We start from the raw sequence: 19,879 nt of genomic DNA, 5'->3' as shown, positions 1-19,879 counted from the left end.
TCCTTTGCGCTTCCTGCGCAACGTCCATGTGGTAAAGATTAACCGTGGATCCAATCTGAGAACAGTGGTGAAAAGTCACCACGGCGTGTAGGAAAAAGCTTACACAGGGGGATTCACTCGCAAATCCGCCGAAGTGTCAGAACTGCTCGGCGTCCAGCAGGAACAGTGACTCGCTGCCTGCCTGCACCGAAGCCACCAGCGAATCCACCCTTGGCAGCAACCGCGCAAAGTAGAACCGCGCCGTGCCCAGTTTGCCCGAATAGAAGCCCTCATCCCCCTCGCCAGCCTGCGCCGCGCGAGCCATCAGCGCCCACATATAGCCGTAGGCGACATAGCCAAAGGCATGCAGGTACTCGACCGAAGCCGCGCCGATCTCATTCGGGTTGCCCTTGGCCTGCTGCAGCACCCACTCGGTCAACCCGTCGAGCTTGTCGAGCGAAGCGCCGAGTGGCTTGGCAAATTCCTGCAACTCACTCCCTGCACTGGCAATGAACTGGCGAATCTCTTCGGAGAACAGCTTGTAGTACGCCCCGCCACTGGCCACTACCTTGCGGCCCATCAGGTCCAGGGCCTGAATACCGTTGGTGCCTTCGTAGATCTGGGTGATCCGCACGTCACGCACCAGCTGCTCCTGGCCCCACTCCCGGATGTAACCATGCCCGCCGAACACTTGCTGGCCGTGCACCGTGCACTCCAGGCCCAGGTCGGTCAGGAACGCCTTGGCCACCGGCGTCAGCAGCGCCACCAGTTCTTCGCTGCGTTTGCGCACGATGGCGTCTTCGCTGTACTTGGCACTGTCCAGCTGCATCGCCACGTAGGTGGAGAACGCTCGGCCACCCTCGATCAGCGCTTTCATGGTCAACAACATGCGCCGCACATCGGGGTGCACGATGATCGGGTCCGCGGCCTTGTCCTTGGCCTGCGGGCCTGTCGGGGCACGGCTTTGCAGGCGGTCGCGAGCGTAGTCCACGGCGTTCTGGTAGGAGCGCTCGGCAGACGCCAGGCCCTGGATGCCAACGCCCAGGCGCTCGTAGTTCATCATGGTGAACATGGCCGCCAGGCCCTTGTTCGGCTCGCCGACGATGTAGCCGACCGCTTCGTCGAAGTTCATCACACACGTGGCCGAGGCCTGGATGCCCATCTTGTGCTCGATCGAACCACAGGTGGCCGGGTTGCGTGCGCCCAGGCTACCGTCTGCGTTGACCAGCAATTTCGGCACCAGGAACAGCGAAATGCCTTTCGGCCCGGCCGGGGCATCCGGCAGCTTGGCCAGCACCAGGTGAATGATGTTCTCGGTGAGGTCGTGCTCGCCACCGGTAATGAATATCTTGGTGCCGCTGACCTTGTAGCTGCCATCGGCCTGGGGCTCGGCCTTGGTGCGGATGATGCCCAGATCGGTGCCGGCATGCGGCTCGGTCAGGCACATGGAGCCGGCCCACACGCCGGCATACATGTTTGGCAGATACTGTTCCTTCAGTGCCTCGCTGGCATGGGCATTGATGGACAGGCAGGCACCGGCGGTCAGCATCGGGTACAGGCCGAATGCCAGGCTGGAAGCATTGACCATTTCCTCGACCTGCGCCGAGATGGCCTTGGGCATGCCCATGCCGCCAAACAACGGGTCGCCACCCACGCCTACCCAGCCGCCTTCGGCGTAGGTGTTGTAGGCCTCGATGAAACCGGCCGGTGTGCGCACCGCGCCGTTTTCCCAGTGGCAGCCCTCTTCATCGGCGGCGCGGCTGAGCGGCGCGATGGACCTGGCGGTGACCTTGCCGGCTTCTTCCAGCACAGCCATGGCTGTTTCGGCATCGACAACCTCGGCCAGCCCGGGCAACTGGGCCCACTGCTCGGCCACGTTGAAGACTTCATTCAGTACGAAGCGCATGTCGCGCAGCGGCGCTTTATAGTCAGCCATGACAACCTCTCGCTAATCGGGTCGGCGCGGTCTCGGAGAACCGCGACACTGGGGTTACTGGCAGTGTAACCGAACAACTTTTACGAGACATAGGGTCATCAATAGACCGCAGGGTCCGTTTCGGTCACGCCGTACGTACTGCTCCACGCTGCGATTGTTGTCCATGCACCATGACACAATTGCGCCCCGCGCCCTTGGCGCTGTACAGCGCCTGATCGGCGGATTTCAACACGGCCTCGGGGTTGCGATGGTCGATCTGGCGCTCGGCCACGCCAATACTGATGGTGACCGAAACTGTCCCCCCAGCGCTGCCGGCCCGCCGCTGACGCCCGGCTGCATCATCCTGCGGGCGGCTATGCTGGTCGCGCAGGTGCATCACGTAGTTGGCGATCAGTTCGCGCGCGGCTTCCACGTGCGGCACGCATTCCTCGGCGGTCTTGCCGGCGAACACCAGGGCGAACTCTTCGCCGCCATAGCGATAGGCGCGACCACCGCCGGTAACCTTGGCCAGGCGGCTGGCAACCAGGCGCAACACCTGGTCGCCGACGTCGTGGCCATGGGTGTCGTTGAATTTCTTGAAATGGTCGACATCGGTCATCGCGATCACATAATTGCGCCCCAGGCGCTGCATGCGCTCGTTCAGTGCGCGCCGCCCGGGCAGGCCGGTCAACTCGTCGCGGAAGGCCATCTGGTAGGCCTCATGCGCTACCGCCGCAGCGATCATCAGCATCACCTGGCTGCACATGATGTTCAGGGTGAACGGCAGGATGAACGTTTGCGGCAGCATCCAGAAAATGCCCAGCAAGCCCGTCACTTGCGCGGCGTGCAGTGGCCGTGGTGCACGCAGGTACTGCACCACCAGCAGGATGAACACGACAATGAACATCGGGTAGACCAGCTGGATAAGGCTCATCCACTGGCCATGCAAGGCCGGCCAGCGGATCTCCGCCAACCAGCTCAGCAGCGCCTGCGGGTAGCTTTGCTCCAGGGCTACCGCCACGCTGCCCACGGCAAACAGCACGGCGCCGCGGGCAACCAGGTCCTGCAGCAGGTGGGTACGCTCCTGCCAGGCCCCGTACAACCCGAACAGGGCCGGCAGCAGCAGGCACACCAGATGGAAGATTACCGCCGCGTCCTCGCGCACGCGGCCGTGATCCCGGTAGAAGTCGGTCTGGGCGTCGAGCAGGAAGTAGGCGATGTACACCGTGAGCATCAGGAACAGCTCCCGCTGGCGCCGGTAAACCGCACAGTAAGCGCCGCCCAGCAGCAGGACCAAGGTGGGTAGTACATTGAACAGCGAAGTGAAAAAGACACTGAGGTCTCTAACGTAGGCTGCGGCCAGCCCTGCCAGCAACAAAAACAGCGAAGGCAGAAAATGGCTTGCCCGAACAGCATTAAAACGAAACAAGGGTAATCTCCAACCCGGCAGATCAATGATGGCATTGTGCCCTTACTTCATCGGCAGTGCACATGAACAGTTGAATTTGCGGTTGGATCAGATGGCCTCATCGCCGGCAAGCCAGCTCCCACAGGTACTGCACTGCCTTTCAGGCCACCTTGATTCCTGTGGGAACTGGCTTGCCGGCGATGGGCCGTACAGCGGCCCCAAAACGCACAAAACCCGCCTGCCGATGAAGGCAGGCGGGTTTTGGCTACAGCGGGTGGATCAGTACGACAGGCCGAAGCTTTCTTCGTCCATGTCCATCAGGTTGCTGGCACCCGACAGCATGGTCACCACATGCGTACGGGTACGCGGCAGGATACGCTGGAAGTAGAAGCGCGCAGTCTGCAGCTTGGCGGTGTAGAAGGCCTCTTCGCTGGTGCCGGCTGCCAGTTTCTCGGCCGCCAGGCGGGCGATATCGGCCCAGAAGTAGGCCAGGCAGGCGTAACCGGAATACATCAGGTAGTCGACCGAGGCCGCACCCACTTCCTCGCGGTCCTTCATCGCGGCCATGCCCACTTTCATGGTCAGTTCGCCCCACTCCTTGTTGATCGCCGCCAGTGGCTCGACGAACTCCTTGAGCGTGGCATTGCCTTCCTGTGCCTGGCAGAACTTGTGCACGATCTTGGTGAAGCCCTTCAGCGCCTCGCCCTGGGTCATCAGCACCTTACGACCGAGCAGGTCCAGCGCCTGGATGCCAGTGGTGCCTTCGTACAGCATGGAAATGCGGCTGTCGCGCACGTTCTGCTCCATGCCCCACTCGGCGATGAAACCATGGCCGCCGTAAATCTGTACGCCGTGGTTGGCAGCCTCGAAGCCGACTTCGGTCATGAACGCCTTGGCGATCGGAGTGAGGAAGGCCAACAGGGCGTCAGCCTTCTTGCGCTCTTCTTCGTCCTGGCTGTACTTGACGATGTCCACCTGCTTGGCAGTGAAGTACACCATGGCACGGTTGCCTTCGGCGAACGCTTTCATGGTCAACAGCATGCGGCGCACGTCCGGGTGCACGATGATCGGGTCGGCGGCCTTGTCCGGCGCTTTCGGGCCAGTCAGAGAACGCATCTGCAGGCGGTCACGGGCGTATTTCAGGCCACCCTGGAAGGCCACTTCGGCGTGCGCCAGGCCCTGCAGAGCGGTGCCCAGACGCGCAGTGTTCATGAAGGTGAACATACAGTTCAGGCCCTTGTTGGCCGGGCCGATCAGGTAGCCAGTGGCGCTGTCGAAGTTCATCACGCAGGTGGCGTTGCCGTGGATACCCATCTTGTGCTCGAGCGAGCCGCAGCTCACGCCGTTGCGCTCGCCCACGCCGCCTTCGGCGTTGGGCAGGAACTTCGGCACGATGAACAGCGAAATACCCTTGGTGCCGGCCGGTGCGTCCGGCAGGCGGGCCAGGACGATATGGACGATGTTATCGGCCATGTCGTGCTCACCGGCCGAAATGAAGATCTTGGTGCCCGAGACTTTGTAGCTGCCGTCAGCCTGTGGCTCGGCCTTGGTGCGCAGCATGCCCAGGTCGGTGCCGCAGTGTGGCTCGGTCAGGCACATGGTGCCGGTCCACTCGCCGGATACCAGCTTGGTCAGGTAGGTGTGCTGTTGCTCTTCGGTACCGTGCGCGGAAATGGTGTTCATCGCGCCGTGCGACAGGCCTGGGTACATACCCCACGACCAGTTCGAACCGCCGACCATTTCGCTCAGCGCCAGGCCCAGGGACTCTGGCAAGCCTTGGCCGCCATGCTCGACGTCGTGCGCCAGGCTCGGCCAGCCGCCTTCGACAAACTGCTCGTAGGCTTGCTTGAAGCCAGTCGGGGTTTTAACCCCGGACTCGCTCCAGGTGCAGCCTTCCAGATCACCGACACGGTTCAGCGGGGACAGCACCTGCTCACAGAACTTGGCGCCTTCTTCGAGGATCGCATCGACCATGTCCGGCGTTGCGTCCTGGCAGCCCGGGAGGCTCTGATAGTGCGCCTCATAGCCAAGCAGCTCGTCGCGAACGAAGCGGATATCACGCAAGGGGGCTTTGTAATCAGGCATTGCGGTGAACCTCTGTGTCAGTTCCGTGGGGTGACGAGCTCAGAGCGGCCGTCGATCAAACAGTTGTTTGAAACTTACGTTTAGCACGGACTTATGTCAAGGATGGACTATAGTGCCATTTACGCCACGAAAAATGGCTTTTACGCCAATCTCAGAAAAACCGCTGCCCCGGTGGGAGCGGGCGTGCCCGCGAAAGGGCCCGGCCAGACGCTTGAGGTGCCTGACCTGACGCATTCGCGGGCACGCCCGCTCCCACAGGGGGCTGTGTTTGATTCGAGGGGTTCCGTCAGGCGTAAGTATCGATGAACCGGCCGAGCATTTCGTCGGATGCCTTGGCGACCTTTGCGCCAAGCTCGACTTCAGTTTTGCCCACCGCCATCTGCACGGTGCTGGTGGCAAGGTCCATCTGCTGGCTGCGGTCAACTGCGCGCAGGCGCTCGGCCTGGAAGTCGCTGGACTGGCTGGTTGCGGTACGTTCGGCGCTGGTGTTGGCGATCTGGCCGGCGGCCTGATCGATGCGGTTCTGGCCGGACTGGATCGCGCTCAGGCCGGCATAGTAGGCGGAGCTACCGGTGATTTCCATGTCATTACTCCATTGACGCTGGATGACTAACAGGCCCAATTAAAGCAGGCCACAGGCAAAAAGGCCCGTTTAAATCCCTAATGGCCTGGTGCCAGTTGATAGGCCTTGGGCATTCCTGCACCGGCCCTATCGCCGGCAAGCCACTAATCCAGCAGATCCAGCTGCAGGTGCTCGGCCACCATGTCTGCGCTGGCCTGCTTCAGCTTGGGCACCCGCCCCAGGCAAGGCGCTGGCAGACGCTCGGCCAGGCTGGCCAGGTTTTCTTCCAGTCGCGAGGTACGGGGCTCGATGATGTTCGCCACCCAACCCGCCAACTGCAAGCCATCCCGCGCAATCGCCTCGGCGCTCAGCAAGGCATGGCTGATACAACCCAGCCGCACCCCTACTACCAGGATCACCGGCAAGTCCAAGGCGACGGCCAGATCGGACAAGTTCTCCAGGCCAGCCAGCGGCACACGCCAGCCGCCAGCCCCCTCGATAAGGGTGAAGTCGGCCCGTTGATCCAGCACATTGCGCATCGCCGCCAGCAGCGGCGTCACGCCAAGCGTCACCCCGGCCTCGCGGGCCGCTACATGCGGGGCAATGGCCGGTTCGAAGGCAAACGGGTTGACCTGCTCGTAGGGCAGTTTGATCGAGCTTTCATCGATCAGCGCCTGGGCATCGCTGTTTCGTAGTCCCTTCGCCGTCATCGTGCAGCCGGAAGCGACCGGCTTGGCCCCCAGCGTGCTCATCCCCTGCAAGCGCGCTGCATGCAGCAATCCCGCTGCAATGGTGGTCTTGCCGACATCGGTGTCGGTACCGGCAATGAAATAGGCCTGGTTCATCTCGCTCCCCTTACGCCTGTGGCTTGCGCAACACACCATAGACCACCTGATAGGTGGCTGGCAGCCCCTCTGGCTGGCGAAATGCCTCATAGGCCTGCAACAGGCCCTGCATACGGGCCCGGCCGGTGAGGCCGGAAGGCCGCCCAGGGTTCAGGTTATGCGCACCGAGGGCCTTCAGCTCGTGGGTCAGGCTGCGCACATCCGGGTAGTGCAGCACATGCGGGCAACGCTGCAGCCCAAGTGGTTCGAAGCCACTGGCTGCGCACAGGCGTTGGTAGTCCTCGAAACGTCGGAAGCGGTTCACGTGCACCAGGCCATCCACCTTCTGCCAGCTTGCGCGCAGCTCGTCGAGGGTGCCCACGCACAGGCTGCTGAAGGCCAGCACACCACCCGGGCGCAACACGCGCAGGGCTTCTGCCAGCACGCTGGCGAACTGGTCGCACCATTGCACGGCCAGGCTGCTGAATACCAGGTCGACGCTGACATCACGCAGTGGCAAACGCTCGGCGTCACCGACCACGTGGTAGTGCGCCCCACCTTGTTCGTTGCGGGCATGGCACAACATGCCTTCGGCGATATCCACCGCCACACCGCTGGCTTGCACGAACCGCTCGGCCAGGGCCCGGCTGAAATGACCGGTGCCGCTGCCCAGGTCCAACCAGCGCGACGGCTGCAGACCCTGCGGCAATTGCTCGAGCAAGTGCAGGCCCACAGCCCGCTGCAACGCCGCCACGCTGTCGTAGCTGGCCGCAGCGCGGGAGAACGAAGCAGCCACTTGGCGCTTGTCGGGTAGCGCGCCGGGCAGGGTCGGACGGGATAGATCAGTCATCGCCACTCTCATGCAGGAAAATCTTGATGCCCGACGCCAGCTCCTGTGGGTACTCCAGCAGGAACGCGTGGGAACTGTCTTCGACCAGGCCCACTTCCACATCGGGCAACAACTCGCTCAATGCCTTTGCCGCCTCTGCCGGCACCAGCGCATCGCTGCCGGCAAACAGGTGCAGTTGCGGCCCGGGGTAGGCCTGAAGGGCTTCGCGGGTATCCAGCTTGGCCAGCACTTCCAGGCCAGTGGCCAAGTACAGCGGGTCGGTGTCAGGTACCCCCACACCCAGCTGGCGCAACAACGTGCGCGGCTGCAGGGCGCCATCGCTGCACAGGCTGCGGAAACGCTTGAGGGTGACCTGGGTATGGCTGCGGCAGCCGTCGAGGAAGGTGCCGAAGGTGTCTTCGGCCATGCCGTGGGGCCAGTCCGGGCGGGCGACGAAACTGGGGTTGCTGGCCAAGGTCAGCAGGCCGCAGCAGTGGTCACCGCGTTTGCGCGCCAGCGCAGTAGCCAGCATGCCGCCGAGCGACCAGCCACCCAGCCAGACATCGCTCGGCAGCTTGCGATCAAGGTGGTCGAGCCAAGCCTCGACATCGCTGTGGGCAAGTTCCGGCAGCGGCATCAGCTCCACCTGCAGGCGTGCGTCCTGGGCGCGCAGGCTGGCCGCCAGCGGCTCCAGGGAAGCAGTGCCCAGGCCCCAGCCGGGCAGTAGAACAAGTCGATTACGCATCGGCGTTCTCCAGTTGTGGATAACACTCGGCCAATGCATTCAACAATAGCTGCACCTGCGCTTCGCTGTGCGCGGCGCTCAGCGTAACTCGCAGCCTCGCGCTGCCAGCCGGCACGGTAGGCGGGCGGATGGCGGTCACCAGCAGCCCGCGCTCGCGCAACATGCGTGACAGGCGCAGGGCCTGCGCGCTGTCGCCGATCAGGATCGGCTGGATCGGTGTCGGGCTGTCCATCAATTGCAGCCCGATCTGCTGCGCGCCTTCGCGGAACTGGCGAATCAACGCCGCCAGGTGTTCCCGGCGCCAGGTTTCACGGCGCAGCAGCTCCAGGCTCTTGAGCGTGGCGCAGGCCAGTGCCGGTGGCTGGCTGGTGGTGTAGATGTACGGGCGGGCGAACTGCACCAGCGCCTCGATCAGCTCTTCACTGCCGGCAACAAAGGCGCCGGCAGTACCGCAGCCCTTGCCCAGCGTGCCGATCAGCACGGGCACATCCTCCAGCCCCAGGCCAAAGTGCTCCACAATACCGCCGCCCTGGGCGCCGAGGGTGCCCAGGCCATGGGCATCGTCGACCATCAGCCAGGCGCCGCGGGCACGGGCGACTTCGGCCAGCGTCGGCAGGTCGGCCAGGTCGCCATCCATGCTGAACACGCCATCGGTGACCACCAGGGTATTGCCGACGGCCTTGTCCAGGCGGCTGGCCAGGCTGACCGGGTCGTTGTGCAGATAGCGGCTGAAGCGGGCACCGCTAAGCAGCCCGCCATCCAGCAGCGAGGCATGGTTGAGACGGTCTTGCAGCACGGTGTCACCCTGCCCCACCAGCGTGGTGATGGCGCCCAGGTTGGCCATGTAGCCCGTGGAGAACAGCAGCGCACGCGGGCGCCCGGTGAGCTCGGCCAGCGCCTCTTCAACCTGGTGGTGCGGGGTGCTATGGCCGATCACCAGGTGCGAGGCACCGCCGCCGACACCCCAGCGCTCGGCACCGGCCTGCCAGGCGGCGACCACCTCGGGGTGGTTGGCCAGGCCGAGGTAGTCATTGCTGCAGAAGGCCAGCAAACGCTGACCATCAACCACTACTTCCGGCCCCTGCGGGCTTTCCAGCAATGGTCGCTGCCGATACAGGTCTGCGGCGCGCCGTTCGGCCAGGCGCGTCGCCAGGTCGAAGGCCATCTCAGGCCGACGCGGCGTTGTAGAACATCTCGCTGCTGCGCTGCTCGACCAGCGCCTGCTCGATGGCTGCCTGGTGCACTTCGTCGGCGTGTTCTTCACGCGCTTCGGGCTTGATGCCCAGGCGCGCGAACAGTTGCATGTCCTTGTCGGCCTGCGGGTTGGCAGTAGTCAGCAGTTTTTCGCCGTAGAAGATCGAATTGGCGCCAGCCATGAAGGCCAATGCCTGCATCTGTTCGTTCATCTGTTCGCGGCCGGCCGACAGGCGTACATGCGACTTGGGCATGAGCAGGCGGGCTACCGCCAGCATGCGGATAAAATCGAACGGGTCGACGTCTTCTTCCTCGGCCAACGGCGTGCCGGCAACCTTGACCAGCATGTTGATCGGCACCGATTCCGGGTGCTCTGGCAGGTTGGCCAGCTGGATCAGCAGGCCGGCGCGGTCGTCCAGCGACTCGCCCATGCCGAGGATGCCGCCCGAGCAGATCTTCATCCCCGCATCGCGCACGTAGGCCAGGGTCTGCAGGCGCTCGCTGTAGGTGCGGGTGGTGATGATGCTGCCGTAGAACTCCGGCGAGGTGTCGAGGTTGTGGTTGTAGTAGTCCAGGCCAGCCTGGGCCAGCGCGGCGGTCTGCTCCTGATCGAGCTTGCCGAGGGTCATGCAGGTTTCCAGGCCCATGGCCTTCACCCCTTTGACCATCTCCAGCACGTAGGGCATGTCCTTGGCCGACGGGTGCTTCCAGGCCGCGCCCATGCAGAAGCGCGTAGAACCGATGGCCTTGGCGCGGGCGGCTTCTTCCAGCACCTTCTGCACTTCCATCAGCTTCTGTTTTTCCAGCCCGGTGTTGTAATGGCCGGACTGCGGACAATATTTGCAATCTTCCGGGCAGGCGCCAGTCTTGATCGACAGCAGGGTCGACACCTGCACGCGGTTAGCGTCGAAATGCGCGCGGTGCACGGTCTGCGCCTGGAACAGCAAGTCATTGAACGGTTGCTGGAACAGCGCCTTGACCTCGGCCAGGGACCAGTCGTGACGTGTTGTTGCAGTTGTGCTGGCGCTCATCGGCGTTTCCTTGTGTAGGCTGAAGCTGGCGCCGGGACAGGGAAAGCCCGCCAGCGCATCACGGATAGCTCGCATAGTCATGGAAGCCCTATGAACTGTCAACCGCACTTGAAACAACTGGTTTACAAGTGGTCACTTATTAATCAGTCGTGCTTGTTATGTGACGAGCCTGCCGGGCAGACCTACCCAGTCTGCGTTGCCTGCGAACAGGCGCTGCCCTGGCTGGGCGATCAATGCACCCGCTGCGCCCTGCCCTTGCCTATGGCCGGGCTCACCTGTGCGCAGTGCTGCCGTCGACCACCGGCGTTCGACCAGGTGATAGCGCTGTGGCATTTCGGCTTTCCAGTGGACACCCTGATCAGTCGTTTCAAACACAACCGCCAATGGCCGCTGGGGCGATTGATGGCCGAATTGCTCGGGCATGGGCTTTTGCACCGCTTTGCAGAGGGGCTGCCGCGCCCCGACCTGCTGTTGCCTGTGCCCCTGGCCAGGCGTCGACTGCGTGAGCGGGGGTTCAACCAGGCCGGGATGCTGGGGCGATGGCTGTCGTCACAACTCGGGATCCCCGGCGACCAGCGCATACTCCTGCGCACGCGGGAGACGCCCGCGCAGCAGCGCCTGGATGCCCAGGCACGGCGGCGCAATTTGCGCCAGGCCTTTGCGCTGATGGGTGATCTGCAAGGCAGGCATGTCGCCCTCGTCGATGATGTGCTGACCACCGGTGCGACTGTACAGGCCATCGCCGAGGTGCTGCGCAAGGCCGGGGCGCAAAGGGTTGATGTGTACTGCCTGGCGCGTACGCCCAAGCCTGGCTATGTATGAGCGTGCGCATCGCTCTGTGAGCGGCCTTGTGTCGCGATCGGGCTGCGCAGCAGCCCCAGCGATCTCTGCCCGGGCAGAAACCGTGGGGCCGCTTCGCGCCCCTTTCGCGACACAAGGCCGCTCCTACACACTATCCACCCTCAGGCCCAACACCAACAGACTACCCATGCCCCTACCCACCCCCCTTACCCAACACATATCCCGCCGCCCCCAGCGCATCGCGCTGCTGCAGCACATTGCCGAACAGGGCTCGATCACCCGCGCCGCCAAGGCTGCCGGCATCAGCTACAAGGCAGCCTGGGATGCCATCGACGAGCTCAACAACCTGGCCAGCCAGCCGCTGGTGGAGCGCAGCACGGGCGGTCGGGGCGGTGGTGGTGCGCGCTTGTCGCCGGAAGGCGAGCGGGTGCTGCGCCTGTATCAGCGGCTGCAGTCGTTGCAGGCGCAGTTTCTCGAAGCCGCCGAAGAATCCAGTGACCTTGATCTGCTCGGCCGGCTGATGTTGCGCACCAGTGCGCGCAATCAGCTGCAGGGCCAGGTCAGCGGGCTGAACCGTGAAGGACGGTATGACCGGGTGAGCCTGGCATTGGGCGGTGGGCTGGTGATCGATGCGTTGATCACCCAGGACAGCACTGCACGGCTGGAGTTGACGCTGGGCAGCATGGTGGTGGCGCTGCTCAAGGCGGGGTGGGTGCGTTTGCTGGCGGAGGGGGAAGAGCCCGAGGTGGGCAGCAATTGCCTGCGTGCGACGGTGGAGGAAATACTGGCAGAGGTCGACGGGCCCAGTGAAGTCAGGCTGGCGCTGGGCAATGGGCAGACGTTGTGTGCCATTGCCGAGGCGGATTGGCTGGCAGGCCAGCGGGTGGTGGATGGCTGCGCGGTACGGGTACAGTTTCAGCCCTCTTATGTGTTGATCGGGGTTCCTGCTTAGCCTGTGCCGGCCTCTTCGCGGGGAGTGTCAGGTTTTTTGTGTGCGGGCCGGTAATGGCCTGCCGCCCGGCAGGCCTTGATTTCACCAGGTTGGCCTGATGAACCGATCTCCGTACAGAATCGCAAATTGATTCATCGCACTTTTCCAGTCATGCGCCGCTGACCCCCAGTTCGCTGTGATGTTGCGCAGCCCCAGCCAGATCAGTTTGGTCGCCGCGTCGTCGTTCGGGAAGTGACCGCGGGTTTTGATGATCTTGCGTAGCTGAGCGTTGATACTCTCGATGGCGTTGGTGGTGTAGATCACCTTCCGGATGGCCGGTGGGAAAGCAAAGAACGGAATCACTCGATCCCACGCCCGTCGCCAGGCAGTCACCACTGTTGGATATTGCGTGCCCCAAGGCCCGCTTTCAAACTCATCCAGTGCCTGTTCAGCCGCCTGGGCGTTGATGGCCTGATAGATCGGTTTGAGAGCCTTGGCCAAGGCTCGACGCTTGTCCCAGGCCGCATAAGCGAGGCTGTTGCGGATCAGGTGGACGATGCAGGTCTGCAGTGTCGTCTCCGGAAATACTGCACTGAGCGCTTCCGGCATGCCTTTGAGGCCGTCGGTTACGGCAATCAGCACATCCTCGACGCCGCGCGTCCTGAGGTCATTGAACACCTTCATCCAGAACTTCGCACCTTCGGTGTTCTCAATCCAGATGCCAAGAATATCGCGCGTTCCATCTGGCAAAACGCCCAGTGCCAAGTAGATCGCTTTATTGCGAACCAAGCCTTCTTCGCGAATTTTGACCCGCAGAGCATCAAAGAAAATGACCGGATACATCGGTTCCAGAGGCCGCTGTTGCCACGCGCCAATCTCCTCCATGACCTCGTCGGTCACGGAACTGATGAAGTCGGGCGAGACCTCTGTTCCATACTGCTCGGAGAGAAAGGCACGGATTTCTCTGACCGTCATACCGCGGGCATACATGGCGATGATCTTGTCGTCAAAACCGGTGTAACGGCGCTCATGTTTGGGGATCAAAATGGGCGAAAAGCTGCCATCCCGGTCACGAGGGATATCCAGCCTTAGCGGGCCATCACCAGTGAGTACCGTTTTGCCGCTCTTCCCATTTCGCTGGTTGGTTTCATCCTCCGGGCGCTGCGCGCCCGGTGGATAGCCCAGATGATGACCCAGTTCGGCATTCAAGGCTCGCTCTATCAGCGCCTTCTTGAATGCCGCAGAGGCTTCTTCGATGGCTTCTGCGGTCATCAGCGGAACAGCGGAAAACTGTTCCAGCAGCTCTTTCGGAACCTTTGGTAACTCTCGGAGCGGTTTTTTTTTGGTTGGCATACATGCACCTCTTACTCATGTTATGCCCGAACACAAAATTTCTGACACCCTCTCTTCGCGGGTAAACCCGCTCCCACAGGGATCGCATCAGGGCTTACAGGTGCGATCCCTGTGGGAGCGGGTTTACCCGCGAAGAGGCCGGCACAGGTATAACGCGCTACCATGGCCTCCACGCTGTCTTCCCCTGGAGTTCCCATGTCCCACCCGTTCGCCACCCTCACTCCCGATCTGGTCCTGGACGCTGTCGAAAGCGTGGGCTTTCTCAGTGATGCCCGGGTGCTGGCGCTGAACAGCTACGAGAACCGGGTTTACCAGGTAGGCATCGAAGACTCGCAACCGCTGATCGCCAAGTTCTACCGGCCTGGCCGCTGGAGCGATGAAGCGATCCTCGAAGAACACCGTTTCACCGCCGAGCTCGCCGACTGCGAAGTGCCGGTAGTTGCCCCCATGCTGCACGAGGGCCGCACCCTGTTCGAGCACCAGGGCTTTCGCTTCACCCTGTTCCCCCGCCGCGGCGGGCATGCACCTGAACCGGGCAACCTCGACCAGCTCTACCGCCTGGGCCAGTTGCTTGGCCGCATGCATGCCGTGGCCGCCACACGGCCTTTCGAACACCGCGAAGCGCTGGCTGTGGACAACTTCGGCCATGCTTCGCTGAATACCCTGCTGGATGGCAACTTCGTCCCGCGCGAACTGCTGCCCGCCTACGAGTCGGTTGCACGCGACCTGCTAAAGCGTGTCGAGGACGCTTATGCCCGCACCCCGCACAAGGTGATGCGCCTGCACGGAGACCTGCACCCCGGCAACCTGATGCACCGCGACGAGGTTTACCACGTGGTCGACCTCGACGACTGCCGCATGGGCCCGGCGGTGCAGGACCTGTGGATGATGCTGGCCGGTAACCGCGAGGAACGCCTGGGGCAACTGGCCGAGCTGATCGACGGCTACAACGAGTTCCACGATTTCGACCCGCGCGAACTGGCACTGATCGAGCCCCTGCGCGCCCTGCGCCAGTTGCACTACAGCGCCTGGCTGGCACGGCGCTGGGATGACCCTGCGTTCCCGCCCAGCTTCCCCTGGTTCGGCCAGCCACGTTACTGGGGCGACCAGATTCTCGCGCTACGCGAACAAATGGCCGCACTGGATGAGCCGCCGCTGAAATTGTTCTAGAAGCTTGCCCGCCTCTGTCTACAATAGGCGTCGGGTTATTTAGCTACCTAAGCAAGGATTCTGCATGCACGCCGCAAACCCGCGTCGCGGGTACATTCTGGGCCTCAGCGCCTACATCATCTGGGGTTTGTTCCCCCTGTACTTCAAGGCAATCCAGAGCGTCCCGGCGGTGGAAATCATTGTCCACCGGGTACTCTGGTCGGCACTGTTCGGCTCACTGCTGCTGCTGGTGTGGAAGCATCCTGGCTGGTGGCGTGAACTGCGCGACAACCCGCGCCGCCTGGCTATCCTGGCCCTGAGCGGGACGCTGATCGCCGGTAACTGGCTGACCTATGTCTGGTCTGTGAACAATGGTCGCATGGTCGAGGCCAGCCTGGGCTACTACATCAACCCGCTGATCAACGTGCTGCTGGGCATGCTGATTCTTGGCGAACGCCTGCGCCGCCTGCAGTGGCTGGCGGTGGCCATGGCAGCCGTGGGCGTGGCCCAGCAGGTATGGCAAGTGGGCAGCCTGCCCTGGGTGTCGCTGGTGCTGGCGCTGAGCTTCGGCTTCTATGGGCTGATCCGCAAGCAGGCACCGGTGGCGGCGTTGCCGGGCCTGGTGGTGGAAACCTGGATGCTGGTACCCCTGGCGATCGGCTGGCTGTTGCTGCATCCGACGGCGATGAGTGCCCAGGGCGCGTTCTATACCAACAGCGAAGCGCTGTGGTTGATGGCTGCGGGGCCTGTGACCCTGATACCGCTGGTGTGCTTCAACGCCGCTGCGCGGCACCTGCCGTACACCACCCTGGGCTTCCTGCAATACCTGGCGCCGACCCTGGTGCTGCTGCAGGCGGTGCTGCTGTTCGATGAGCACTTGTCGCCCAGCACCTTGGTGGCGTTCATGTTCATCTGGGCAGGTCTGGCGGTTTACAGCGTCGATGCGTGGTGGAATTTGCGCAAGCGCAGCTGATCATTAAATGATCAAAACTCTGCAGGCCAGGTAATTCATGGCCTGCAGACACATCTCCATAGGTTATCCACACCCTGATCCCCGTGCTTTGTGCACAAGCTGCTGATTGTTGGGTGTTTTTTGATCATATCTCTGCAAGCCACATGTTGCGTGGCCTGGAGGGGTACACCCCCAGGTTATCCACAGGGCCTTCCCCGCAATATCGGGATAACCCCACGTGCTGTCTGGAGCCCCGCCAATTCCGGTCAATCCTCCGGACGCAGCTGCAACTCCACCATCAAGTCATCCGCCAGGCTCTCCAGGCGCTGCTGCAGCTCATCCAGCGGCAAAGTCAGCGGCAGCGCCAGCAATGCATCGGCGTGAAACAACGGCTCACTGCTCATCGGCGCAGGCCGCACCTCTGTGGAAAACCTCTCGACGTTTACCTGCAACTCAGCCAGCAACCGGGTAATGTCCCGCACGATCCCCGGCCGGTCGTTCCCTACCAGCTCCATGGCAATCGGCTTCCAGGTACAGGACGGCTCGATCCCGCTCTCGGCAATCAGCACGCGAATATCATGCTTGACCAGCGCCTGCAAAGACTTCACCAGCTCATCATAATTTTCCGCCGGCACCGCCACCCGCAAAATGCCGGCAAACTGCCCGGCCATGCGCGACATGCGGCTCTCCAGCCAGTTGCCACTATGGTCGGCGATGCACTGGGCGATGCGTTCGACCTGGCCGGCCTTGTCAGGGGCGATAACAGTCAGTACAAGATGATCCACAAGCCCTTCCTCGTGTCGGACCGCGCCGTGCGGCAGTAAATCGGGGATCGACTCAGTATAGGCAAGGCGCGGCAACCTGCCGCAGGGCACTCGACACAGCCAATCGTGTACTGTTTCAAGATTTATCTGGAACAATCCACCTGTTTTTTGCGAACATACCCACTCCCAGCGTGACCATACGCGACCAACGGGTCGCAGAACGGCGCTTTTAGTCTGATTTTGCCCCGCCTACTGCTTCATGTAGTATCCCGTGGCGCGGACTACAAAACGTCGTTTGGATGTCTGCCAAGGCGCCTGTGAAAATACGCACACTGCCCACCAGCCTGTCTGGAAGGCCGCACCCAGCCGCGCTCGGGCCATCCCGGGGGCACGCACTGGTGCCGTGTTTAGAGAAGCGCTACAGGCTTAATACAGAAGAGCGAAATAGCTGAGCAGAGTGAGGCAAGCAATGACTGGATACGTTCAAGTCGGTGGCCTTCAGGTCGCCAAGGTCCTGTACGACTTCGTGAACAACGAAGCCATCCCGGGGACCGGCATCGTCGCCGAGCAGTTCTGGGCAGGTGCAGAAAAGATCATCAATGACCTCGCTCCAAAGAACAAAGCCCTGCTCGCCAAGCGCGACGAGCTGCAAGCCAAGATCGACGCCTGGCACCAGGCACGCAAAGGCCAGGCACACGACGCCGTAGCCTACAAAAGCTTCCTCCAGGAAATCGGCTACCTGCTGCCACAAGCCGACGATTTCCAGGCCACCACCCAGAACGTGGACGAAGAAATCGCCCACATGGCCGGCCCGCAGCTGGTGGTTCCGGTGATGAACGCCCGCTTCGCCCTGAACGCCGCGAACGCCCGTTGGGGCTCGCTGTACGATGCCCTCTACGGCACCGACGCCATCAGCGATGAAGGCGGCGCCGAAAAAGGCAAGGGTTACAACAAGGCACGTGGCGACAAGGTCATCGCCTTCGCCCGCGCCTTCCTCGACGAAGCCGCGCCACTGGCGGCCGGCTCGCACGTTGACTCCACCAGCTACCGTATCGAAGGCGGCAAGCTGGTAGTTGCCCTGAAAGGCGGCAGTAACAGCGGCCTGCGCGACGATGCCCAGCTGATCGGTTTCCATGGCGACGCTGCTGCACCCACTGCCGTGCTGCTCAAGCACAACGGCCTGCACTTCGAAATCCAGGTCGATGCCAGCACCCCTGTCGGCAGCACCGACGCCGCTGGCGTGAAAGACATCCTGATGGAGTCGGCGCTGACCACCATCATGGACTGCGAAGATTCGGTTGCCGCCGTCGATGCCGACGACAAGGTGGTCGTCTACCGCAACTGGCTGGGCCTGATGAAGGGCGACCTGGCCGAAAGCGTGAGCAAGGGCGGCAAGACCTTTACCCGCACCATGAACCCGGATCGCGAGTACGCGGCGCCCAACGGCGGCAGCGTGACCCTGCACGGCCGTTCGCTGCTATTCGTGCGCAACGTTGGTCACTTGATGACCAACCCGGCGATCCTCGATGCCCAGGGCAATGAAATTCCCGAAGGCATCCAGGACGGACTGTTCACCAACCTGATCGCCCTGCACAACCTCAACGGCAACACCAGCCGCAAGAACACCCGCACCGGCAGTGTGTACATCGTCAAGCCGAAGATGCACGGTCCTGAAGAAGTGGCCTTCGCCGCCGAAATCTTCAGCCAGGTGGAAGACCTGCTGGGCATGCCGCGCAACACCGTCAAGGTCGGCATCATGGACGAGGAGCGCCGTACCACGGTCAACCTCAAGTCCTGCATCAAGGCAGCCGCCGAGCGCGTAGCGTTCATCAACACCGGCTTCCTCGACCGCACCGGCGATGAAATCCACACCTCGATGGAAGCCGGCGCCGTTGTGCGCAAGGGCGCCATGAAGAACGAGAAGTGGATCGGCGCCTACGAGAACAACAACGTCGACGTCGGCCTGGCCACCGGCCTGCAAGGCCGTGCGCAAATCGGCAAGGGCATGTGGGCCATGCCCGACCTGATGGCAGCCATGCTCGAGCAGAAGATCGCTCACCCGCTGGCCGGCGCCAACACCGCGTGGGTACCGTCGCCGACTGCTGCCACCCTGCACGCCTTGCACTACCACAAGGTCGACGTACAGGCACGCCAGCGTGAACTGGCCTCGCGTACCCCGGCATCGGTCGACGACATCCTGGCCATCCCGCTGGCCGCCGACACCAACTGGTCGGCCGACGAGATCCGCAACGAACTGGACAACAACGCCCAGGGTATCCTCGGCTATGTGGTGCGCTGGATCGACCAGGGCGTGGGTTGCTCGAAGGTGCCGGACATCAACAACGTCGGCCTGATGGAAGACCGCGCCACCTTGCGCATTTCCGCCCAGCTGCTGGCCAACTGGCTGCGCCACGGCGTGGTCAGCCAGGAGCAGGTGCTGGAAAGCCTCAAGCGCATGGCCGTGGTGGTCGACCAGCAGAACGCCGGCGACGCCCTCTACCGCCCGATGGCGCCGAACTTCGACGACAACGTTGCGTTCCAGGCGGCCGTGGAGCTGGTGGTGGAAGGTGGCAAGCAGCCGAACGGGTATACCGAGCCTGTGCTGCACCGCCGTCGTCGCGAGTTCAAGGCGCGTAACGGGTTATAAGCAGCCTCTGCGAGCGAGGGCCGCTTTGCGGCCCAATCGCCGGCAAGCCAGCTCCTACAGGGACTGCACAAGCGTTGGAAGCTGTGCGGTCCCTGCAGGAGCTGGCTTGCCGGCGATGAGCCCAGTACGGGCGGCTGTTCAATCGAGCTTCAACTCTTTCTTCACCAGCTCCAGCAACTTGCCCAGGTCCACCGGCTTGAGCAGGAAATCCACCACCCCCAGGTGCATCACGTCCACCGCCTCCTTCACATCGGTGTCGCCCGACACCACGATGATCGACAACGCCGCCCGCTCCGACTCGCGAACCTGCCGGATCAGTTCCAGGCCATCGCTGGGCTGCATGCGCAGGTCGGTAATCATCAGTGCGATGCGCGGTTCGTAATGCAGCTTGAATATCGCTTCGTTGGCCCCATCAGCGGTCATGCACTCGATGCCTCTGCTCTTCAGGTACCACTTCAGCGCGTCACTGTTGACCGGGTTGTCATCGACAATCAACACCACCGGGCTGGGCGCCAGCGGCGCACTCACCACGGCCAATGCCTCACGTTCGGCGTCACTCAGGATGTCGTCATGCTCAACCATGGCCATCTCGTCAAAAAAATTCCGCTTCAGCAGTAGGACCGCAGTAAATGCGCAACCCGATCCACCTTTCGTCGGGTCTTTGACAGGGCCGCTCATAGACTTACGTCCAATGGGCACCACCCCGCCGC

The 19,879-nt window shown here is 62.7% G+C and carries 17 protein-coding genes; 5 read left to right on the top strand and 12 right to left on the bottom strand.

Annotated features, from left to right (window positions below; translation table 11 throughout):
- Positions 1–136: 136 nt before the first annotated feature.
- From AC5O5R_RS01825 to bioB, 9 genes are all read right to left on the bottom strand, one after another.
- Positions 137–1,915, bottom strand: coding sequence for an acyl-CoA dehydrogenase C-terminal domain-containing protein (locus AC5O5R_RS01825; RefSeq protein ID WP_172225154.1), 1,779 nt, complete (start codon positions 1,913–1,915; stop codon positions 137–139).
- Positions 1,916–2,039: 124 nt separating this feature from the next.
- Positions 2,040–3,323: a GGDEF domain-containing protein gene (locus AC5O5R_RS01820; protein ID WP_172225157.1), complete on the bottom strand. Its 1,284-nt coding sequence runs from the start codon at positions 3,321–3,323 to the stop codon at positions 2,040–2,042.
- 258 nt (positions 3,324–3,581) lie between these two features.
- Positions 3,582–5,387, bottom strand: a complete 1,806-nt coding sequence (locus AC5O5R_RS01815; RefSeq protein WP_172225160.1) for a phenylacyl-CoA dehydrogenase — start codon at positions 5,385–5,387, stop codon at positions 3,582–3,584.
- A gap of 286 nt (positions 5,388–5,673) precedes the next feature.
- Entirely contained in the window at positions 5,674–5,970 is a 297-nt protein-coding gene (locus AC5O5R_RS01810; RefSeq protein WP_172225163.1) for a pyrroloquinoline quinone biosynthesis protein PqqE, read from the bottom strand.
- A 143-nt stretch (positions 5,971–6,113) separates the two neighbouring features.
- Positions 6,114–6,794: a dethiobiotin synthase gene (bioD, locus tag AC5O5R_RS01805; RefSeq protein WP_172287092.1), complete on the bottom strand. Its 681-nt coding sequence runs from the start codon at positions 6,792–6,794 to the stop codon at positions 6,114–6,116.
- Positions 6,795–6,804: 10 nt separating this feature from the next.
- A complete protein-coding gene (bioC, locus tag AC5O5R_RS01800; RefSeq protein ID WP_172222969.1) occupies positions 6,805–7,623 on the bottom strand; it encodes a malonyl-ACP O-methyltransferase BioC in 819 nt (272 codons plus the stop codon).
- Positions 7,616–8,347, bottom strand: a complete 732-nt coding sequence (locus tag AC5O5R_RS01795; RefSeq protein WP_172222973.1) for an alpha/beta fold hydrolase — start codon at positions 8,345–8,347, stop codon at positions 7,616–7,618. Before AC5O5R_RS01795 ends, bioC begins: the two co-directional genes overlap by 8 nt.
- Entirely contained in the window at positions 8,340–9,512 is a 1,173-nt protein-coding gene (bioF, locus tag AC5O5R_RS01790) for an 8-amino-7-oxononanoate synthase (RefSeq protein ID WP_172222976.1), read from the bottom strand. The genes AC5O5R_RS01795 and bioF overlap by 8 nt, the downstream gene beginning before the upstream one ends.
- A gap of 1 nt (position 9,513) precedes the next feature.
- A complete protein-coding gene (gene bioB, locus AC5O5R_RS01785; protein ID WP_172222979.1) occupies positions 9,514–10,572 on the bottom strand; it encodes a biotin synthase BioB in 1,059 nt (352 codons plus the stop codon).
- A 90-nt stretch (positions 10,573–10,662) separates the two neighbouring features.
- On the opposite strand from bioB, the gene AC5O5R_RS01780 reads away from it, so the two are divergent.
- Together AC5O5R_RS01780 and AC5O5R_RS01775 are read left to right on the top strand one after the other, a co-directional pair.
- The gene (locus AC5O5R_RS01780) at positions 10,663–11,394 is read left to right on the top strand and encodes a ComFC family protein (protein WP_172222982.1); all 732 of its coding nucleotides are present in this window, start codon (positions 10,663–10,665) and stop codon (positions 11,392–11,394) included.
- 166 nt (positions 11,395–11,560) lie between these two features.
- Positions 11,561–12,325, top strand: a complete 765-nt coding sequence (locus tag AC5O5R_RS01775) for a TOBE domain-containing protein (protein ID WP_172222985.1) — start codon at positions 11,561–11,563, stop codon at positions 12,323–12,325.
- An 81-nt stretch (positions 12,326–12,406) separates the two neighbouring features.
- On the opposite strand, the gene AC5O5R_RS01770 is transcribed toward AC5O5R_RS01775, so the two are convergent.
- A complete protein-coding gene (locus tag AC5O5R_RS01770; protein WP_494514460.1) occupies positions 12,407–13,657 on the bottom strand; it encodes an IS256 family transposase in 1,251 nt (416 codons plus the stop codon).
- 195 nt (positions 13,658–13,852) lie between these two features.
- On the opposite strand from AC5O5R_RS01770, the gene AC5O5R_RS01765 reads away from it, so the two are divergent.
- Both AC5O5R_RS01765 and rarD read left to right on the top strand, forming a co-directional pair.
- Positions 13,853–14,827, top strand: a complete 975-nt coding sequence (locus AC5O5R_RS01765) for a serine/threonine protein kinase (RefSeq protein WP_172223003.1) — start codon at positions 13,853–13,855, stop codon at positions 14,825–14,827.
- Positions 14,828–14,891: 64 nt separating this feature from the next.
- Positions 14,892–15,779 carry an EamA family transporter RarD gene (rarD, locus tag AC5O5R_RS01760; RefSeq protein ID WP_172223007.1) on the top strand — a complete coding sequence of 296 codons (888 nt, stop codon included), beginning with the start codon at positions 14,892–14,894 and terminating at the stop codon, positions 15,777–15,779.
- Positions 15,780–16,024: 245 nt separating this feature from the next.
- Here rarD and AC5O5R_RS01755 read toward each other — a convergent pair whose 3' ends face one another.
- Positions 16,025–16,543 carry a glycine cleavage system transcriptional repressor gene (locus AC5O5R_RS01755; protein ID WP_172223012.1) on the bottom strand — a complete coding sequence of 173 codons (519 nt, stop codon included), beginning with the start codon at positions 16,541–16,543 and terminating at the stop codon, positions 16,025–16,027.
- A gap of 448 nt (positions 16,544–16,991) precedes the next feature.
- On the opposite strand from AC5O5R_RS01755, the gene AC5O5R_RS01750 reads away from it, so the two are divergent.
- Entirely contained in the window at positions 16,992–19,169 is a 2,178-nt protein-coding gene (locus AC5O5R_RS01750; RefSeq protein WP_172223016.1) for a malate synthase G, read from the top strand.
- Between the two features lie 138 nt (positions 19,170–19,307).
- Here the strand turns inward: AC5O5R_RS01750 and AC5O5R_RS01745 are convergent, their stop codons facing one another.
- Positions 19,308–19,847 carry a response regulator gene (locus AC5O5R_RS01745; RefSeq protein WP_172223019.1) on the bottom strand — a complete coding sequence of 180 codons (540 nt, stop codon included), beginning with the start codon at positions 19,845–19,847 and terminating at the stop codon, positions 19,308–19,310.
- Positions 19,848–19,879 lie beyond the last annotated feature (32 nt).

Source organism: Pseudomonas sp. 8_5_2 (assembly GCF_059295255.1).
Note: the sequence above shows the minus strand (reverse complement) of the source record. Positions and strands in the feature narration are given on the sequence as shown.

What these genes read in the sequence shown, in the direction of transcription:
- AC5O5R_RS01825 (WP_172225154.1), bottom strand. Translation starts at nt 1,915, where the DNA reads ATGGCTGACTATAAAGCGCCGCTGCGCGACATGCGCTTCGTACTGAAT.
- AC5O5R_RS01815 (WP_172225160.1), bottom strand. Translation starts at nt 5,387, where the DNA reads ATGCCTGATTACAAAGCCCCCTTGCGTGATATCCGCTTCGTTCGCGAC.
- AC5O5R_RS01810 (WP_172225163.1), bottom strand. Translation starts at nt 5,970, where the DNA reads ATGGAAATCACCGGTAGCTCCGCCTACTATGCCGGCCTGAGCGCGATC.
- bioD (WP_172287092.1), bottom strand. Translation starts at nt 6,794, where the DNA reads ATGAACCAGGCCTATTTCATTGCCGGTACCGACACCGATGTCGGCAAG.
- bioC (WP_172222969.1), bottom strand. Translation starts at nt 7,623, where the DNA reads ATGACTGATCTATCCCGTCCGACCCTGCCCGGCGCGCTACCCGACAAG.
- AC5O5R_RS01795 (WP_172222973.1), bottom strand. Translation starts at nt 8,347, where the DNA reads ATGCGTAATCGACTTGTTCTACTGCCCGGCTGGGGCCTGGGCACTGCT.
- bioF (WP_172222976.1), bottom strand. Translation starts at nt 9,512, where the DNA reads ATGGCCTTCGACCTGGCGACGCGCCTGGCCGAACGGCGCGCCGCAGAC.
- bioB (WP_172222979.1), bottom strand. Translation starts at nt 10,572, where the DNA reads ATGAGCGCCAGCACAACTGCAACAACACGTCACGACTGGTCCCTGGCC.
- AC5O5R_RS01780 (WP_172222982.1), top strand. Translation starts at nt 10,663, where the DNA reads ATGAACTGTCAACCGCACTTGAAACAACTGGTTTACAAGTGGTCACTT.
- AC5O5R_RS01775 (WP_172222985.1), top strand. Translation starts at nt 11,561, where the DNA reads ATGCCCCTACCCACCCCCCTTACCCAACACATATCCCGCCGCCCCCAG.
- AC5O5R_RS01770 (WP_494514460.1), bottom strand. Translation starts at nt 13,657, where the DNA reads ATGCCAACCAAAAAAAAACCGCTCCGAGAGTTACCAAAGGTTCCGAAA.
- AC5O5R_RS01765 (WP_172223003.1), top strand. Translation starts at nt 13,853, where the DNA reads ATGTCCCACCCGTTCGCCACCCTCACTCCCGATCTGGTCCTGGACGCT.
- rarD (WP_172223007.1), top strand. Translation starts at nt 14,892, where the DNA reads ATGCACGCCGCAAACCCGCGTCGCGGGTACATTCTGGGCCTCAGCGCC.
- AC5O5R_RS01750 (WP_172223016.1), top strand. Translation starts at nt 16,992, where the DNA reads ATGACTGGATACGTTCAAGTCGGTGGCCTTCAGGTCGCCAAGGTCCTG.
- AC5O5R_RS01745 (WP_172223019.1), bottom strand. Translation starts at nt 19,847, where the DNA reads ATGAGCGGCCCTGTCAAAGACCCGACGAAAGGTGGATCGGGTTGCGCA.